This is a genomic window from Bartonella sp. OC16QHHD, assembly GCF_042194035.1.
In the GTDB taxonomy this organism is placed as follows: Bacteria; Pseudomonadota; Alphaproteobacteria; order Rhizobiales; family Rhizobiaceae; genus Bartonella.
Genome location: NZ_JBHIMJ010000084.1, coordinates 1 through 18,625, shown reverse-complemented (window position 1 = coordinate 18,625; position 18,625 = coordinate 1). Strand labels below are relative to the sequence as shown.

Annotated in this window: 15 protein-coding genes and 1 pseudogene; all 16 read right to left on the bottom strand. The window is 40.6% G+C overall.

Annotation, left to right across the window (positions count from 1 at the left end):
• Window positions 1-4,522 (bottom strand): annotated as a pseudogene (locus ACFIK1_RS08755) (DEAD/DEAH box helicase); the annotation flags it as partial.
• 670 nt (window positions 4,523-5,192) lie between these two features.
• Window positions 5,193-5,705 carry a DUF3987 domain-containing protein gene (locus ACFIK1_RS08750; RefSeq protein WP_375662602.1) on the bottom strand — a complete coding sequence of 171 codons (513 nt, stop codon included), beginning with the start codon at window positions 5,703-5,705 and terminating at the stop codon, window positions 5,193-5,195.
• A gap of 518 nt (window positions 5,706-6,223) precedes the next feature.
• Complete coding sequence (locus ACFIK1_RS08745) at window positions 6,224-6,361, bottom strand: hypothetical protein (RefSeq protein WP_155915008.1); 138 nt, start codon at window positions 6,359-6,361, stop codon at window positions 6,224-6,226.
• Window positions 6,362-6,663: 302 nt separating this feature from the next.
• Complete coding sequence (locus tag ACFIK1_RS08740) at window positions 6,664-7,167, bottom strand: DUF6622 family protein (RefSeq protein WP_074380593.1); 504 nt, start codon at window positions 7,165-7,167, stop codon at window positions 6,664-6,666.
• Window position 7,168: 1 nt separating this feature from the next.
• Complete coding sequence (locus tag ACFIK1_RS08735; protein WP_375662601.1) at window positions 7,169-7,726, bottom strand: hypothetical protein; 558 nt, start codon at window positions 7,724-7,726, stop codon at window positions 7,169-7,171.
• Window positions 7,714-8,511 (bottom strand): beta-hydroxyacyl-ACP dehydratase, encoded by a 798-nt coding sequence (locus ACFIK1_RS08730; protein WP_375662600.1) that lies wholly within the window; start codon window positions 8,509-8,511, stop codon window positions 7,714-7,716. The genes ACFIK1_RS08735 and ACFIK1_RS08730 overlap by 13 nt, the downstream gene beginning before the upstream one ends.
• Entirely contained in the window at window positions 8,502-9,575 is a 1,074-nt protein-coding gene (locus ACFIK1_RS08725; RefSeq protein ID WP_375641076.1) for a citrate/2-methylcitrate synthase, read from the bottom strand. The genes ACFIK1_RS08730 and ACFIK1_RS08725 overlap by 10 nt, the downstream gene beginning before the upstream one ends.
• Window positions 9,576-9,669: 94 nt before the next feature.
• Window positions 9,670-10,887 carry a hypothetical protein gene (locus ACFIK1_RS08720; protein WP_375662599.1) on the bottom strand — a complete coding sequence of 406 codons (1,218 nt, stop codon included), beginning with the start codon at window positions 10,885-10,887 and terminating at the stop codon, window positions 9,670-9,672.
• A 6-nt stretch (window positions 10,888-10,893) separates the two neighbouring features.
• The gene (locus ACFIK1_RS08715) at window positions 10,894-11,556 is read right to left on the bottom strand and encodes a class I SAM-dependent methyltransferase (RefSeq protein ID WP_375647749.1); all 663 of its coding nucleotides are present in this window, start codon (window positions 11,554-11,556) and stop codon (window positions 10,894-10,896) included.
• Between the two features lie 746 nt (window positions 11,557-12,302).
• Window positions 12,303-13,712 carry an AMP-binding protein gene (locus tag ACFIK1_RS08710; protein WP_375662598.1) on the bottom strand — a complete coding sequence of 470 codons (1,410 nt, stop codon included), beginning with the start codon at window positions 13,710-13,712 and terminating at the stop codon, window positions 12,303-12,305.
• Between the two features lie 10 nt (window positions 13,713-13,722).
• Entirely contained in the window at window positions 13,723-15,009 is a 1,287-nt protein-coding gene (locus ACFIK1_RS08705) for a beta-ketoacyl-[acyl-carrier-protein] synthase family protein (protein ID WP_375662597.1), read from the bottom strand.
• Window positions 15,010-15,022: 13 nt separating this feature from the next.
• A complete protein-coding gene (locus ACFIK1_RS08700; protein ID WP_375641081.1) occupies window positions 15,023-16,090 on the bottom strand; it encodes a hypothetical protein in 1,068 nt (355 codons plus the stop codon).
• 1 nt (window position 16,091) lies between these two features.
• Window positions 16,092-16,475, bottom strand: a complete 384-nt coding sequence (locus ACFIK1_RS08695) for an acyl carrier protein (protein WP_375621709.1) — start codon at window positions 16,473-16,475, stop codon at window positions 16,092-16,094.
• Complete coding sequence (locus ACFIK1_RS08690) at window positions 16,475-17,254, bottom strand: SDR family oxidoreductase (RefSeq protein ID WP_375641082.1); 780 nt, start codon at window positions 17,252-17,254, stop codon at window positions 16,475-16,477. Before ACFIK1_RS08690 ends, ACFIK1_RS08695 begins: the two co-directional genes overlap by 1 nt.
• Before the next feature lie 353 nt (window positions 17,255-17,607).
• Entirely contained in the window at window positions 17,608-17,781 is a 174-nt protein-coding gene (locus ACFIK1_RS08685; protein WP_375647723.1) for a hypothetical protein, read from the bottom strand.
• 42 nt (window positions 17,782-17,823) lie between these two features.
• A partial coding sequence (locus ACFIK1_RS08680) for a toprim domain-containing protein (protein ID WP_375662596.1) occupies window positions 17,824-18,625 on the bottom strand: 802 nt, incomplete at its 5' end.

Below are 18,625 nucleotides of genomic sequence, written 5' to 3'. Positions count from 1 at the left end.
TTCAGCGCTTTTTACACAAGGGATGCGAGGCAATTCTTTAGAGAGGTTATCAGCATAACGAGCACGATAATCTTCCGAATGCAAAAGACCGTAAACATAATAGAATAGATCATCTTTTGTTATGGTTTCATTAGGATAAGCAGCTTTAAAATGGTCTAGACCTTCATCAGTAATAGCATCACGCTTCTGTAAACCAGTTGTTTTGTTTTCCTCTATAGAGTTTGTAAATAAATGGGATTGTTTCTCACTTTTACTTTTTGAAACCGTAGTGTCTTCATAAATATAGCGTGGAAAACATTGTCCATTTTCTATTACATGAAAATCAGATACTGTCTTAATCATAATAACAGAAAAATCTTTATTTGCTCCTATACCTGTAATTTGTATCACTCTATTTTCAACCGCTTGCCCTATAGGAAATATCCGCGGCATTTGATAAACTCTTTCATTGAAAACGCGATTATAATAAAACCACTGTCGTGTAAAAGGACGGTAAAGGCTTTGTGTGAAGCATTTTTCTTCAAGTTCAAAGATTGTTTCTCTTACCAATTCTTGTTTAACATTATGACTCCAACTGATTTTTTTGGCATTCGTATTGATAAAATCATTTACAGCCCTTGTACGTGCTTTATGATCAGCATGTACATAAGTATCATTAAAACGTTCCACTTCACTATTGTAGAATGCAATCATGTTATTCATATTTTTTGCTAAAGCTTCACGGCTTGCATTATATGCCCATGCATCACGGCTAGTGATAATTCCACAAGAAAAATTTTCAAAAATTTTTTTACCATGACCTTTTTTATCACCTTTATCACCTATAGCTAAAAATGATTTGAAACTGTCATCACGTTGACTAAGCCAATCCCCATGCTTATCCGGTGTAATTATTTTCCAACCTTGTTTACTTCGTGTAATGCCATCAATACTCTTAAATTCTTCAATTATCGTGAGCTTTTCTTCTCTATTGAGATAGTCTCCAATATCCCGAAAATATATCTTACCATGCAGTTGTGCATTTGGATTTTTTACGAGAATAGAGATAGCAATAGGAGCACGAGAACCTTCACCAAAAATTCCACCACTTTCTTTCTTACGTTGTTCTCCAGAAGTCCGCGCATTTCCTCGTAAATGGAAAATATAAAGGCTGCTAAATTCTTCAACGAGGCATTTTCGTAACCCATCCATAGAACTTCCATTAATAAAACCGGCATTTGTAACAAAACCAATAACACCACGGTCTTTTATACGGTCACTAGCCCAGCGAATGGCACGTATATAGCTGTCATACAGACCTCGTATAAGACTTGCTTTCGATTGAGCCGCATAAGTTTCACTGATCCGTTTATCTAAAATCGGATAAGGAGTATTTTTCGCATTATCGTTTTCACTCTTTTGTCCTATAAAATAAGGAGGGTTACCAAAGATAACTTTGATATTTAGTTTCTTTTGAAGTTCTAAATATTCACTGTTTTCTTTGAATAATTTTTGCAGAAGGCTTTTCTCTTCAAGCATGCGAAATGTATCGGTCAAACCAATATGCTTAAAGGGAATATATTCACCTTTCATGATACTATGATAAGTCGATTCAATGTTAATCGCTGCTATGTAATAGGCAAGCAAAACAATCTCATTGGCATGGATATCATGACGGAACTTATATTCCATATCCTCTGGTTTGATGAGATCTGATTGTAAAAGCCGTGTGATAAAGGTTCCAGTTCCAGTGAAAGGGTCGAGAATGGAGACACCTCGTGATCCTAGACTTTTTCCAAACTCATTCCGCAACACATCATCAACAGAATGAATGATAAAATCAACAACCTCAACGGGCGTATAAACAATCCCAAGCCTATCTGTTGTCTTTTTAAATGCCTTGGAAAAGAAATCCTCGTAGAGTTTGATAATAAGGTTCTGTCTTGCTTGGGGTTCGGTAATCCCAGAGGCGCGGAATTTTACACTATTATAAAACCCTTGTAATTCCAAAGACTCTTGCTTGATATCGGTTTTATCCAACTCAGCTAAAATCCTTTCCATGGCTTGTGAGATGGCTATTGTTCTGGACAAATTCATTGCCCTCAAACAAAGCTTCAAACACGGGACGCGTCACAAGATGTTGTCCTAACATCTCAAGGGCTTCCTCTTGCGTAATACTGTCGTTTAAATTGCTCTTTAATTCCTTATGAAACGCATCAAAAGCACACCGCGCTTTGCCTTTCTCATCAGAAAGAATATCTTTAAGATGATTGATATGATTTTGAGCAATCTCAGCAACATTGTTCGCCCATATGCCCCAATAATCAGAAAGGGTCGATCTTTTAACTAGAACCGTTTTAAGTGCATTAGGAAATGCTGCTACAAAATTGAAGCTTGTTTGTCCGTTATGAGTGGAAAGCGATTTACGGATTGGAGATACATTGCTTGCACTTGCATGCTCTGTTTTTGCTTGCAGGGGCAGGTCATCAACAACCGTAGTGACATTCTCTAAATCCATATTTTGAGAAACTGTTACAATCTCTAAGATAGGGCTGACATCTTGCCCTAAATTCATCTGATTGAGCGTTTTGCTAAAATTCTCATCATGAGAAAGCAGCGCATCGAGAACTTGCCAAACAACACTGTATTTCGTATTGTTCTTTAAAGCTTTTTCGGGGTCAATTCCAGCAGGCACTCCAACGGGTAAAATGATATAGCCTCTTTTTTTGCCCGGAGCGCGCCGCATCACACGTCCTACCGCCTGTATGACATCCACTTGGCTTTTACGCGGGTGTAAAAACATCACCGCATCCAACGTAGGCACATCGACACCCTCAGACAAACAGCGTACATTGGTGAGCACACGACAGTGATTTTCCCCCACATTTTCTTCCAACCAATCCAGTTTTCTTGACCGTTCTTTGGCGCCATCCTTCCCATCAATATGATCAACTTCACAGATCAGAGGAGGCGTATCAGGATAATTTTTATAAAGTCTATTGAAAATCCGCTTAACCCCTTTTCCTTGGAAGGTATCACGGATCTGTTTAGAGGTCTTGATATCTTTACAAAAAGCCAAAGCCCGCCGCATAGGAGCCGTATCATCTCCAAGATCGGCTTTCAGATCCAGTTTGGTTAAAGCTTGATAACAGCCAACAATTTTTGTTTTATAATCTAAAGTAAGTTCATAATCTTTGCTTGTGGTAGGGATCTCCATGGTTTTACTGATTTCCCCCTCATCAACACCCAAAACAATAATCTTATAAGGGGTTAACAGTTCATTCTTGACCGCATCGGTAAAACTGTAGGTATAAAGCGCTTTTCCATAAATGGCTTCATTATCCATAGAGGCTAAAACAGCCTCAACCTCATCAGCACGCCTTTTGGCATGGTCACTAAAGATACGAGGCGTTGCTGTCATGTACAAACGTTTCTTGCCTCGAATAAGAGTGTTATCATGAACCTTGATAAAATCAGATTCATTGTCGTCAGTTCCTAATGAAGCCCCCGTTGTTCTATGCGCCTCATCACAAATAATCAAATCAAAGGCTGCTAAACCATGATCCTTTTGCGCATCAACAATGACTTGTATTGATTGATAGGTAGCAAAAATAACACTCATCGCATGGGGAGAAGAGTTTCCTACTTTCTCGACAAGCCTAGAGGCATCTGTGGTAGCAGGGAGGGCTAAATCAGATGCCGATATTTCCCCATCATCCTCTTTGTTTTTACGCCGCTTGCCGATTTGCTTATCCGAACACACGGCAAAGCAACGCAAGGGCACTTGTGCATCAGCGGTCCATTCACGAATGCTTTGTGACATCAAGGCAAGAGAGGGCACTAGAAACAATACATGCTTGCCTTGACCTGCTATGGTTTCTGCTATCTTCAAACTGGTGAAAGTTTCCCCCGTTCCACATGCCATAATGAGCTTGCCACGGTCTGCTTCTTTTAAACCCTCACAAACTGCTTTAAGCGCTTCTTTCTGATGATCTAAAAGCTTCTTCTTCTTTTGCTCGTAAAGGACAATGTTGCCGGTCTTATCAAAGATCCCCCAATCAATTTGACTATTTTCCATATCAAAGAGATTAATCCGATAAACCGGAACCGCTTGCCCTTCAATCATGGTATGGGCATTTTCGCTTAAGTCTTTTTCCGTACTATCAATGAGAAGACGGTATTTAAATCTCTTTTTACCAGAAATAGCGATAAAGCTTTCAATATCGTCTTGGGTAATCTGATGATTGGTCTCATAAAATTGACAACGAATAGCGACGTAATCGTCTTGATCACGAATTTTAGCTACCAAATCAATATCGGTGTCTGTATCGCTTCCTTTCCAGCCCTTTTCGTCAGCAACCTCTCTATAAGTTTGAACCTTTTCGTATTCTTGCTTTTGAAGCGGGTCTTGCGTCAAATAGGCAATGACAAACTTTTCAAAAGCGGCTTGCTTATCTTGCTCTGATATCGCTTGATCACGATAGGCTTGTAAGAGAGAGCGTAAAGAAACATGTTTATTATCAGAATAAAGAGGGTGAGACATAAAGACTAAACTCTATGACAATATATTCTACAGATTGATTCTCTTCAAAAGAATCAAAATGAAGCTAATTAAATCCATTTGGAATAAATAGCGAGTGTCAGCTGAGGTGAAATTCTTGCAAAACCAGAATTTTTTTTCAAAAGGGATTTTTAAAGGTTATTTATCCACAGCCTATGACATGGGATAAGATCAGCAAAGTAGTGAAATTTGCTATTCATTTCACGGGTTAATCAAGATAAATGTACTATGGGCTTTAATATATCATAATGAGTATTTTGATAAATTTTATGAAACATTTTATAGTGATATTTTGAAGGTGTAAAAACCGTCAAAACCCCTTCAAAACGTATATTATTAGTTGAATTTATAGGTTGTGTTATCAATATGAGTTGTTTTTTTAAGATCTGTAAAATCTTAACCTATTGAAAAATAACGTTTTTACTTTTTATCGTTTTTTTATCTAAAAGGGGCAACCCTCAAAACTCAAAACCCCGTCAAAACCTATAGAGGTTGTGTTTTGGATATCTTTGACACAAGATTTAAAAGGACCTCTGTATGTTTCTTCTTTAAAAAATTATAAAACAAAAACCCTCAAAGATACTTTGTAAACCCTCTGTTGGTACGATAAGATCTTTGAAGGTTTTAAGAATAACAAAAGATTACAATGGCTTCATTGTTTGATGCTGTTGTTTTTAACGAAAGGGTGCCATTCATAACGTATGGTAGGGCGACCACCTTGTGAGCTATTTTCACTTGCTATTTGACGAATATGATTGGAACGACATAAGAGCTCTAAAGCTTGCTTAACGGCTCTATTATCTGTTAAACTGATCCAACTTCTTTGATGAATATCACGTAAAGTAAAAACATCGGGTAAATGATCACAGCGCTCGACAATCAATTTTGCCCCCTCTGTTGCTAAGCTATCCGCCGCCGCATAGAGCCTTTTGACATGACTTAACAAATATTTTTCCCATCGCAAGGCTGTTTGAAGGGCATCTTTATTGATTTCAAAACGCCCCCCTTCGGTTAATTCAAAAATCAATGCAAGACTTACTATGGTCTTAGGCATTTTCAAAAGATGCGCTTGTAAGCTTTCAGAAAGGTTATTCTCTTTGGCTTCTTTAAAAATCTTTTGCATCCATTCACGAAAGATCTCTTGAGCATCAGCAGAAAAACGCATCACAAGAGGGTGTTCAGGAGAACCAAGGGGTTTATATCATAATGAGAACGTATTAAGCTAAGAGGAGATGCCAAATTCTCAAAGGAGAAGTGCAATGCACCTTTACGAGTTTTTTGGACTTCATGATTTTTTGTACAACATTATGCCCCCCAAGATTATGTGCCCTTAAGCAGCTACAGTCGTTGATACAATATCCTCAGCAAGCATTTGTTCATCTTGCACATATATTTTTAGTATTTTTAATAATTTTTTTTTGGAAGATTTCTTGGTACGGCACGCGATACATCAGTGCTAGCGTTCTCTTAAAAAACACCCAGATAATTAATCAGCTTCAAAAAACAACCTTACCAATGAAGTACTAGCTAGAGGGTTGCATGCACAACGCAATAATGGCACACTGATTCCCACAAGCGTGCTTCACATATTGCACGCATAGCCTGTACAGAGTCTACCGCTCCTAAATACTCAAACGTAAAAACGTAATGCTACTGGATCGTATAGTGACCGCAGTTGCACCCTTAAACACCGGTTCCTCCCCATATCATAATGCTTGACAAAAGCATCATGCCATCATAGCAACGGCTTTGCGTAGGGGTCCCACAACATAGTTCTACAAATTGTTGACGCATTGCCAAGCTAACAGTTTTCTTGCCCACCTACGCCAATGAGACCATCACTATCCTCTTTTTGAATCGTAAAACAAAATGATTTCCCATGAGCGATAAACCATCTGCTCAAAGTCCAGCTAGCTCAAACTCATAGCATTCTAAACCTTTAGGCTCGCTCTTCCCCCAAGGGGCATAGTCAGATATATCACTTCCCTCACCTCTTCACGCGCTGGGATAAAAAAATCTGAAACTACGAGGCAACGCTGCATTTGTATGCAGCGTTGTTGTTAGGAATAAGCTTCTATTGAGATAGTTCTAATGGGAAGCACCCACAGCTAATGGTATAGGGATTAATTTGGATTCTTTCGAAATGCTATATATAAATTTAATGTGCCGCCCCACAACACACCACCAGTAAACCCACTTAAAAGACCAAAAAGAAGGTTAAAATCAAATGCATATTTCAAATCAGGTACAACCTTGAGAAAAACAATCAATGTGAATTTGATGACAAAAGCGATAAGAATAAATGTCAGCGTCAACGGCGTACCAGGCAGAATAATGAAATCCGTTCCCTCTTTGATTTTTAAACGCGCAGTAGCACGCCAGAGCAACCAGCCAACGCCAAAGCCGATCATCAGCCCTGCCAACATTGCGATTGCTCCCCAGCGTGGGAAAGCCAGCTGGTTAATCACATCGCTTGCGCCCAAAAAAAGAAAGACTAACGGCAAGAGAAAAAGGCGGTAAACCTTCGTTTCCCTATCTTTCAATGCGATTATTCCCCTCGCAATGAGAAAAATAAGCAAAATCCAAGCCCATAAAGGGGTTCCGGTCAGAATGTTAAACAATGACATATTATGCTCCATGATGTTTGATGCGATAAAAATATTGCATGATGTTAGGAAGATATTTAGAAAAAAGAATACCAGTACAAATTAAACCCATAGTGATTAACCAAATCTGGGGGGTCCATGTAAAAAAAGCCACTAGAAGACCATTGGCAAAAAAGATGATTACCCAAATCCATGTAATATATTTATTGATGAGATAAAATAGGATATGTTTGCGTTTTTCTTCAGAAACACCAGCACTGGCATAAAAAATGGTAAAGGGTTTCTTTACCAGCAAGCTAATCAATGAAACCAGAGCAAGTGACAGATAGCAAAAAACTGTGGGGTAGTTCAGTAAAAGTGTAAACCATCCAGCGAAATAATTAACAAACAGGACAATAACTGTCAGAATGTTAGTAATCATCACGGGTTCTCCCTGCCGGACAATTTTAATATTCACAGCAATAATGAACAATAAAATCACAGTTAAGATGAGAGAGCGTTCGACCAGAGTTAAAAAGTTTCCATTGATAACCCAGGAGTAAATACTCCACGGAATAAAAGAGATTATTATGTTAAACATGGCGCATCCTCCTTTTTATATTTGATAGAAAACTTACCGCAAGTGCTTCGTTTTTTAGTTTCCGTATGAATATAAAAAACGCCACCCAGTTCACACTCTGTATCCTGTTTAATGGTCAACTGATAGGTATCTCCCGGATAAACTGCTTCAATGAACTTTACTTTTTTCAGCGCAACAGATGCGATATTTTTCGCCCTACCCTGCGTGGCCAAAGCCAGAACCATCTCAATCAATAGTGAACCAGGACATACGGCGTGGGAGGGGAAATGTTCCTCAAAAAGCGGGTGATGCGCATTAAAGGAAAAAGTACAAGAATCTCCGGTTACGGAAGAAATCTTACATAAATCGCCTAGTAATGGAAGAGCGGCTTTCTCAGAACACGAGCTAAAGAAGCAGACCTTACTGACCATGATGATTGCCTGCGCAATAACGGCCTTTCCATTGTCATATGTGCTAGCCTTACAGTGAATACGATAGGCCTCATTAATGCGTTCAATATGTCCTTCAACGCATAACCGATCGCTATCAAAATGGGTGGTAGAGAAAAACTGTTCAACCATAACAGGGAGATAGCGATAAGTGAGATCCGAGTTTTTAGCCACCATGGTGGCGAATCGAACTGAAAACTGATGCAAGGCTTCGAGTAACAAGCCCTGTTTCAAATAGTTATGGGCTAACTCCCAGTGAGAAATATCGATTTGCCCGTAAGCACGCATCGGTGTGATTAAGGTGATACTCTGACATATACCCAAGAAATTTGGCTCGGTGTGATGCTTTATAGCCATAATTGGGAGACCTTTTTATATTTTTCTCTTAAATCCTTTGATGATAAACTGAAGGAATGAGTGCTAAACCGCGCTTGATAGTGCGCGAGAAGTATAGGCATACGACAAACGAAAAAAGCCAACAATCCCAGCTCAGGAGAAGCCCGATGTTTGCTCATGATGCTTGCAATTAGAAAATCGACATTGGGTTGCAGTCCTGTATTGTCCGAAATAGATCGCACAAGCGAACTGAAGGGGCACATAGGCACCTGAAAGCGTGAAAAAAAGAAATCAACCCGGACATCCCATTGCATAATCGGATGACCAAACCTTGGCCAGGGTTTGTCTTTGCAATAATGCGTTACCGCCGCCTTAAGATTCCCGGCTTCAATCTCATGGAGGACACCAGAAAGTCGCATGATAGCATATTTGCAGGCTCCCATATGCACGGAGCCAATGGCACTAAACCCACCGATTAGTGCAGAAATGACGTCGCTCTTGGTACTGATAATAAATCTTACCATGGTGGTTGTGGGTGTCACAGTACCAAACCCGCCCAGCAGTAGAGACATGCACCCGCAAAGCACATTAATATCCCAGTCGGAAGAAGCTTCCTTGCTAGTTAATACTAACCAAAAAGCAAGCTCCAAGGTATTGCAATTTTCGATCGCCGGCAAATCGGAAAACTGTTGGGAAGAGCACGCCAATGCAATAATCCACGGCATCAGCAAGATAATTTTAAGACAACCACCGTCGCTTACGGGAGCCATGACCTTACCCTGAGCCGCAGAAACCTCAACTTGCGATAATAACATCATAAATCGCTGCGTTAAACTCAAAGATGGCAATACATTGATCAGTTGATGCATCGCCTGCAGTTTGGCTGTAGGGTTCGTCTTTTGCAGTTCGGCGTTAGCATTCTGAATCAGCCGATCCATCTGTTCTTCATTAAGAAGGTTGCCGGTCAGTACAAACCATGCGTTCTGCAAATAACGGTTTTCATCGGCAATATCAATCAAATTACATCCACGAATAAACAATGCGTTATTATCTAAACCATAATTATCAATAACATCATCTGACATGATTTACTCCTGCTGCTCCGGTGACACGCTATAAAACCTGATGTTGACATTTATCGTATGCGAATTGCCTGATACAATTTCATTACACAAATTATCAAGTTGCATTACAGGACTCCCTTGCGTCATAAACTAGCAGGCATTTCCCTCTGGGTGAGAAAAGCAAATCGCTATATTCGACGAGGGTGAGATTAATACGCCCGCGCTTTTTCATATAGGCTTCATAAATATCCGGCAAATGATAGATTTCCTCAGTTAGTTCGGACAAATCAAGGTTGTGAAATACTTCGCGGCAGATTTTAATATCCATAATCTCTTGTCTATCCGCGGATAAAGACAATACAATTTGAACAATCACATCGGGCAACCTTCGATTAATAATTTTGAATATTTTTTCATGGCTAATCAAATTTCCCATGAAATTAAAATCAACAGCATTGCGTTTAATACCTTCAAAATAGAGGTCACCATTTTCAACGGATAATGTGCCCATATCGCCCACGGAGTATCTGATAAGTTTGCGCGAGGCATCGGGATCCAGCGATGTCACTAGCAGTCCTCTCTTATCTTCATATTCAAAGAAGAAATCATCGCTGAAGAGTAGGTACCGATTAAGCCGCCCTTCGGCGGACATACCAATGAAACCGCACTCCGACAAACCATATAAACCAATTATCCGCAGATCGGCGCCCAGCATCTCGCGCAGATAGTTTTCATGCACGCTCAGCATCGATTCACCAGTAAAGACCACTTTTTTAATTGCCAGTGGAACCCCAAGGCTGAGCATGGCTTCAACGAACTGAACGATGGTGCTGGGCACACCAAACAGTACCGAGAGCCGTATTTCAGCCAGAAACTCGAAATGACTCTTCAGCAGCAGAGCAATATCGCCAACCGGCACAACATGTGCACGGCAATTTTTTAAAATTTCACACGCCAAGTAGTGTAAAGATGAAAACAGATTAATCGTAAACAGGTTGCCAACAACATCCCCTGGGGAAAAAACCTGCCGCGCGCGCAGGTTACGAATTAAATTGCGCTCTGATGAGCTGATCCCTTCCTTACAGAATTTTAAACGAACGTTGGCCATTTTCATCGCCCCAGTGATGCCACTTGTAGCACTAATCAGCATCGGTAAGTGTTCACCCGCAGAGTCCACTTGAGTCAAAGAACCACTATCACCAGTGATCGAATAAACGCGTGTACTTATCCTAACCAAATCGCGGAAAGCAATGTAATCGAGTGCATGGCAGCCAGTTATTGCCGTTATACGTGGTTGCATTTTTGCATACATTTCAGCACAGAAATAATCCATGATAACTCAGACCTTTTTAATGAAAATTGCACAACCCAGAGCTGCTAGACCTTCTCCACGTGTCACTGTCCAGCTCATCTCACTAAGATCGCAGCCGTATAAAAGATCGGTGATACCGGCTAATGTAAATTTTTCTTCTGTGGACATAGCTGCCACACCGCATTCACGACGTGATTGGTTAAAAATACCCAGTGCTGTTTCTTCTGAATCAGCCAGGGGGTCGTGGATGATAATACGACCGCCGCGATCTAAAACACAGCACAACTCCTGTAATCCTTTTTTAGGTTCAGCCCAGTGATGAATTACGGAACGGGCATAAATCATTGAAAAGGAGTTATCGGGAAACGGTAAATTGCTGACACTGGCTTCAATGATGTTGAATGCATGCTGGTATTTTAACTCGGTACATTTTTTAACACAAAACTGAACCATACGGGGATCGATATCAACCCCGTAAAAGGAATAGTCTGTGAGTTTTTGGGAGCGGTAAAGTTTGAAAAGCATGTGGCCAGTTCCCATGCCAATATCGAGAATTTTTTTCTTCGCAGAAGTAACACCAGATGCTTCTTCCAGAATTCTTTCCATCAAATACGCATTCCACGATGATGTACCTTCAGTAGCATACCTTTCATAGTGCTCAGGGGTGATATTCACCAGTAAATCATTCATCACATATTCCTCTAAATGAAGCTAGTTATGGCATTGCCATAAACTCGTTAAAAACTAACTGGGTATAGAAACGGTTATGTCCTCATATAAGAGGTCATCTAAAATAATTGATTGCAAATATGCATCCAGCAAAACAACGGTTATCACAGATTGACAAAGATAATAGCAGTTACAAATAAACGTCATCCCTTTAAACGCAAATATATTCCCAACGTACCGAAAAACACATCGCGTCCTGTCATGTTCAACTAAAAAATAATCATTTATATCAAAAATGCACGCCGAGATGGTGCATAATGCCTTATACAAGCTCTCCATGCAGCTAAATATTGTGGTGCATAGACGATTATCCAGCACCTGCCCTGCTGGAAAGTCCGCGCATTTTTTACAGTAATCTAGCATAAATGGTCTCGGTAGTTTTTTTTTCTCAATAAATTCGATATCAACCCCGACAGACCGAATCCGCGGATCTTTATTAACCAACATAATACTTTTACTCCGTCCATGGCTTACAGAACTGTGTGACATCTTTACATCTGGCAAAATCCGTTTAAATATATCGATAAAAAGTACCTTCGCCATTTCACGGTGCAATATCATTCTCGATGTACGTCTCGTCGATACAGGCAAATAACGATGAAGCCTATTAATAGCTAAAAAATAGGTATAAAAAGAATGGCTCACAATGCACAGATAATTGTTTGCACGACGATTAACATACACTCTGCTCATATCATGAGCTTTATCTACATGGTACATTTTATTTTCCCTGTATTTGTCGTGGCAATTTTTCTGATATTTACTTTAAATGCATACTGATACCATTTATCAGTCAATAGTTTAGTAACGACTTTAACCTGCTCACTATTTGCCGACATATCAAGGTTGAGATAAAGATCGCCGTTCTGTGCTTTTGAAAAGTAATGCCTTAAACATCCGGCATACTTAATAATGTCATTTGAGATCAGTTGAACTGGGATAAACTTACCATTGTGTTTAAATTCATTAACGGCTCTGGCTATCCAGTAATAGCATTCGGATTCATCTTTAACAAACAGGTCGCCGGAATCAAACCATTCATCACGCGGCTTTAATTGCAAGGAACTATCAACATAACCATCACACGCGAAAGGCGTTTTATAAAACATACGGCGCACTGAATCAGAAGCATCCGCCCGATCAATGGGGCGCAAATCAATTTTTATATCACTCACCAGAACCTTACCCGGTGCCACAACGCCATATTTACTGGTTCTTTCAATATCGCGTAGCGAGCAGATCTTATTATGAAACAAGCGCGGTCCGGATTCGGTCTGACCGAAGTTATTCCATAACGTCGTGCATGATGAGAGGATGCCCGATGCTTGTACGGTGAGCAAACGATCGGATGCATTCAAGATATTTTGCACATGGATTCGGCTTTTGGTAAAAATGTCGCTTACTTCCAGCATCCAGTCACCGATTAAAGGCAAGTTGGTAATGCTATAGTGCGAAACGAGTTCAACAATATTACTTATTTGAAATTTTTCAAATACCAGTTTGCTATCCGATAAGAAGGCACATAGCATAGTAGAGAGACCATACATATACTGCACCGGGAAATAACACAATGAGCAATCTTCATTACTTAGTCCAAGAGATTGGCTCACCGCGATGGCATTCTCAATCAGAATATTTTCATGATATTGAATCAACTTCGGCTTACTGGTTGTTCCGGAGGTACAAAAATAGAAATGCGCGCACGGATATGCTGTAAAATCAGCCAGATTTTCGTTCACAGTTGAAAAACAGTGATCAAACGCGATATTAATCCGGTGACTGATGATACTAATATTCCTAACTTCATGGCTCATTACAACAGCCGCAATGCAATTGGCATCAACCAGCATATCAACAATGTCTAAATCATGAATACTGACGATCCAAGCTTTCAATTTTAGCATAGACGCAACAAAATAGCTGATTAGACCTTCGAAATTATTTCTAATCACAAAAACAAACAGCTTATTTTGCTCCTCTTGCGGGCGATCACGAAAATATCTAACTACGGTATCTGCACACCCTTTTGTCATCATGCTGACATCCTCTGCCGAATAATGACTGTGATGATAAATCACTTGCCAGTTTCTTTCTAATAAGGAATATATTGTTAGCATGAGGTGTCCCTTACAGATATTGTGGATTCCCTAAAACCAAGCTGCTTGCGCTACCACCCATACCAAATGAGTTTTTCAATGCATATTTAAGCGGTCGGTACTGATGCTCCCTCACAAGCGCAATGCTAGCAGGCAATTGAGGATCGATTTCATCACAATTCAAAATTTTAGGCAAAACATTGTTCCGAAAAGAAACCAGTACACACAAAATTTCCATCGCACCGGCAGCAGCAATCAGATGCCCGTGCCAAGATTTTGTTGCCACAATCGCTGGGTTGTACGCGCCAAAAACCGTTCTGATTGCGCTGGCTTCGTGCTGATCATTTTGTACTGTCGATGTCCCATGTGTATTCACAAAATCAATAGCGGTACGGTCAATACCCGCATGTTCGATGGCTCGTTCCATCGACAGTTGCATTTCGAGATCATCTTTATGCGGCGCTACAATATGCTGTGCGCAAAGTGCACCGCCGTAACCCAATAAATAGGCCAACGGCTCACGCTGCCGCGCCAGTACGTTAGATAATTTTTCAATAACGAACAGACCTGCGCCCTCCGCTAAAACAAATCCGCTGCGATGCCGGTCAAAAGGCCGCGAACGCCGTGGTCCACTGTAGTTTTGATCAGTCGATATCACTCCCATTTCTTCTAATCGCGCAAGATTCAGCGGGGTGACTTTCGCAGAAACACCGCCGCAAATCGCCGCTTTAACTTCACCATTGCGGATGGCTCGCATCGCGAGGCCGATACTTTGCGTTGATGCAGAACAAAGGCCTAGAAGAGCAAAGCTCAGGCCCGCAAACGGGATAATTTCATGTATCGTTTTTAGAACCGCAGTTGTATCGAGATCAAAAAACTCATCAATTTTAAAATGTTCTAGCGCGACATCGACCAAGCATTGCTTATCCGCGTCGGCGGGAACCTTGTCTGCAAAACCGATACACTTTTCAATATCGATTGCCGATTCATCAATCCCTACAATACAGCCAATATCTTCTGCTGGATAATATCCCTGCAAATGCAGTTGTTCATGCAGTCTCTTTGCTGCTAAGCCCGCATAAAAAAGCTCGCCGTTTCTGAAGGATTTTTTTTTAGGCCAGCGTAGCAACTCATTACCTTCTATAGGAATCCCAGCTTCATGAGTTTGAAAATACTGGTGATCAAATTTTTTAATCTTCCGTATACCACTTTTCTCACGCATAAAGCAGGCGTGAATTTCATCCAAGTGGCTGCCTAATGGCGTAACAGCCCCATATGCACTAATACATAATGTATCTGCATCAAAATGGGTATTCATTGTAAAGCTCCCCTTAGTGTTTAATTATCCAAATATTTCCGATACCATAATTGATAGCCGCACCAGTCAGCATAACTCGGGCCCCCGAGGGAATCGCAGGATCATTAAGACAGCATAAAATATCCAGTATGTTATTGAGTTTTCCAGTGTACCCAGTTTTAGATTTATAGTTAACAACCGGTATCCCTGGAAAAAATTTCTCTAGCGCTGAATATTCAGCTATTTGTTGCATACGAATACCGTTGTTATAACTAACAATAACATCAGGTTCCCCCTGTTGCGTTCGTTGTTTACTCAACAGGCTTTCCCAGTCCCGTTCTTCAAAACTGACTTTAGGGCAATAACGAATAGTCACAGAGATTAATTCAGCTAGTGCATCGCAACTGTTATTGTCTAAAGACATCACTGCTGCCCCCCAACTCGGGATAATACCAGAAATATCTTTATCACTTTGTCGAATTTCACCGAATTTTTTAAAGACAGTCAGACTATCGAAGTTCAGCATATTTGCTGCACTAACAACCATCGCTCGCTCTTTTGCAATTATATTAGCGATGTCAGCATAAGCCAATTTCAATGCAACTAGGCCACTTAATGATGCGGCACGTAACGGCATCCCTTCCTCATGATCAAGTAACAATTTTGAGATGTGATACAACACATTTGTTGGCAACAATCGCAACGTATTCAGAGGATTATTCATCTCCTTATACTGCTGGATATGCTTCCAGACTGAACCATCGTCCTTATATTTACGGCAAATTTCAAAAAGCAAATCAAAGCTGCGGTCTTCGCTATCGCATGCAGTATATAGAAAAGCTTTTGCATGCTCCGCTAGGCAATCTTTACTTTGAAAATCTATCAGCGCATTGATTACCATTTTTGACATATCATTTAGCACTGAGCGGTCTTCTCTGCTGACCAGCTTCTTGTCTATCATAGACGGTGTCGAAAAGTGGTAATAGTCCATATCACAAGGATTAATGTCATCCGCAGTGCTGAGCAGCTGGCTCAGCGCTGCACTATTAGGCGCGAATTGCTGATACACACCATAGTTTTTTATATAGACCCTTTCCGTCATGCTAGTTGCGCTTTAAAACTGATATACGCTGGTTGATATAATTCAGCGTGAAATAGGAGTAGAGTTCTTTAAACTGGATTTTCTTATCAATCGATTCATATTCTTTTAACCCCAGCAGGTCATTGATTTTAGCAACACCTTCGCTAGTCCACTCTTTGGTATCAAATGAGTAAAATGCTTCTGTAGTGGCCCATTTATTTACCGGCCAAAGGCTTTCAGGGCTAACATCAACCTTGAAGTGCTTTTTTAACTCGAAGGCAAAATCAATATAATCAATCGAAGTCATTCCGTAATCAGAGAATAGCGACTTGTGCGGATCAAGCTCTTCTGACTCATCAAGATACATGACATCTTTAAAAATCTGGCTAATTTTTGTAATATACATTAGATGATCCCCTCACCATTCCCGATCGTTAATGAAACGCCTGTAGTAATAATTTTACCGTTAATAAACGCATTGATAGCATTCGCAACATCTTCGGCAGCCAACATTTTCCTCATTGGGATGGTTTTTTCTATGCTAGCAATACTTCTTCCTTCTTTCGCACAATAGTCCTGAAGCATCTTTGTCTTGATATAACCAGGGCTTATGCACAGCGTTCTGATATTGAATCGGCCCATTTCCAATGCAATGCCGGAGAGATATCTTTCCACAGCTGCCTTCGTCGAGCCATATAAAGAGTTACCCACTCTGATTTTTTTTGCGGACACCGAACTGATAAACACCAGCTTGGTCTCATTTTCTTTATACTGCTTCATCGTTTTGACTACCGTATTAAAAATCAGCACGGCTGACAGATAGTTAAGACGAGTGATGGCGTTAATATTTTCGGGTTCCAGCTCATCGCACAAACATGCTGGGTTATAACCAGCACAGTAGATAGCTATCTCAATTCTAACATTTTCTAAGGCAGCACAAAACTGCACGACGTCTTGCTCAGATGTCAAATCCAAGCGAACTGGCAAGACAGCACTTTGGTACCGATGCTTCATATCACTAACGGCGGTTTCATTACTGAACCATGTAAAAACTACGAAATAACCACCATTAATTAGTGAATCTATGACATTCCGCGCTATCTCAGCAGTCCCTGCGACTACCAGCGCCAACGATTTTTCATTATATGCAGGATTATTTACGATATCGACAAAACTATGACTCATGCCTCCCCCTTATATTTAAACATGCTATAAATTTTCCAGCACAGAATCACCCTTGATAAAACATAATCCCAATGAAACTATATAGACGAGGATATCTGCTTACTTTCGCAGTACCACCTAAATTAATTAAAAGCAACTGCTTTTAATTAAAAAATTATCAGTACCTAAAGGCCAAAATTGTCATGATCCTCCCGAGTATATTGCAGCCCCGAATAAAGCTGCAAATCTGGATCAAACAGCTGGCTATGCCCGCTCTTCAACCAAGTTTGGTCATAACTAAAAGAAAAAGTCTCTTTGCCTCTGCCAGATGCAGCATAAAGCTGCCCCATGCGACATGGGACTTCCATGCCAGCCTAATGCGCCCAGACTTCTATCGCTTTTTGTTTTGACGCTTGCATTAATCTCTCTTGGGCACGCAGCGTTTCGTGTGCAGCAGGCCAGAATCCTGCAAACTGCGTCCCAGCGGATCGTTCCCTTCTAACAACAATAAATCTTTTCCAACCGTAAACAAGCATTATCGTTATCATTGACGGGGGTATTTTCATTGTTGTTTTGTAAATGACTCTCTTTCATAGTTCCTTCTTTTCAGAAAGTAATACGTTATTAAAATCGGTTCCTTTTGGAGCTTGCATGATAAAAACCTCAAGGCCTTGTCTATAGGCACGCGCAGCGAGGTTAAAACCTGCTTTACGACCCGCATCATCGCCGTCCATTGCAATGGTGAGACGTCCTTTTGTATGGGGTAAATTCACACGCATCATGCCACTGGTTGAAAGAGACGCCCATAAATTAACGGGCTCTGATAACAACCCAGACAAAAGAGCCAGACCGGTTTCAATGCCCTCACAAATGACCAGATGTTTTGGATTACCTTGACTTAAATGCACAGCACCCCCCGTTACAGATCCCAACATAGCTTTGGCTGGTGATTGATCTGTTTTACAGCCATTGTCTTTTAAAAAGGTTCTATAAATGGCGAAAGAGCCAGCGCCCTTAACAAAAGCAACCAACGCGGGCAGTGTAACCCCAGAGGGGTGTGGACATTTGTCGTAAAAGCGTAAATCAGGAGGCAAATCACATGTAATACCCCGCATACGTAAATAGGTTTCTGCTAAAGTGTTTTTAATAGGTTGGCTTTGTTGCCAAATTGCTTTTGCTCTCTCTGCTTTCTGTTTTGCTCGTTTGAAATCAGCACAAAACTGTTTGGATAAAGAAGGAGCGTGATCATAAGCTTTATCAAAAAACGCTTGTTTTCCAAGCAAGCCAATTCTAATGAGCGCTTGTATGATTTCTCTAAAAGAGCAGCCAGCATAACAATAGAGTAAAAGACGCCCATCATGTCCATTGGCAAGGGATAAGCTAGGCAGCCTA

Bases quoted from the DNA above. Each gene is read 5' to 3' on its own strand.
- ACFIK1_RS08710 (WP_375662598.1), bottom strand. From the start codon at position 13,712: ATGCTAACAATATATTCCTTATTAGAAAGAAACTGGCAAGTGATTTAT.
- ACFIK1_RS08735 (WP_375662601.1), bottom strand. From the start codon at position 7,726: ATGTTTAACATAATAATCTCTTTTATTCCGTGGAGTATTTACTCCTGG.
- ACFIK1_RS08690 (WP_375641082.1), bottom strand. From the start codon at position 17,254: ATGAGTCATAGTTTTGTCGATATCGTAAATAATCCTGCATATAATGAA.
- ACFIK1_RS08730 (WP_375662600.1), bottom strand. From the start codon at position 8,511: ATGGCTATAAAGCATCACACCGAGCCAAATTTCTTGGGTATATGTCAG.
- ACFIK1_RS08700 (WP_375641081.1), bottom strand. From the start codon at position 16,090: ATGACGGAAAGGGTCTATATAAAAAACTATGGTGTGTATCAGCAATTC.
- ACFIK1_RS08695 (WP_375621709.1), bottom strand. From the start codon at position 16,475: ATGTATATTACAAAAATTAGCCAGATTTTTAAAGATGTCATGTATCTT.
- ACFIK1_RS08740 (WP_074380593.1), bottom strand. From the start codon at position 7,167: ATGTCATTGTTTAACATTCTGACCGGAACCCCTTTATGGGCTTGGATT.
- ACFIK1_RS08725 (WP_375641076.1), bottom strand. From the start codon at position 9,575: ATGTCAGATGATGTTATTGATAATTATGGTTTAGATAATAACGCATTG.
- ACFIK1_RS08750 (WP_375662602.1), bottom strand. From the start codon at position 5,705: ATGCGTTTTTCTGCTGATGCTCAAGAGATCTTTCGTGAATGGATGCAA.
- ACFIK1_RS08720 (WP_375662599.1), bottom strand. From the start codon at position 10,887: ATGGATTATTTCTGTGCTGAAATGTATGCAAAAATGCAACCACGTATA.
- ACFIK1_RS08715 (WP_375647749.1), bottom strand. From the start codon at position 11,556: ATGAATGATTTACTGGTGAATATCACCCCTGAGCACTATGAAAGGTAT.
- ACFIK1_RS08705 (WP_375662597.1), bottom strand. From the start codon at position 15,009: ATGAATACCCATTTTGATGCAGATACATTATGTATTAGTGCATATGGG.
- ACFIK1_RS08685 (WP_375647723.1), bottom strand. From the start codon at position 17,781: ATGATAACGATAATGCTTGTTTACGGTTGGAAAAGATTTATTGTTGTT.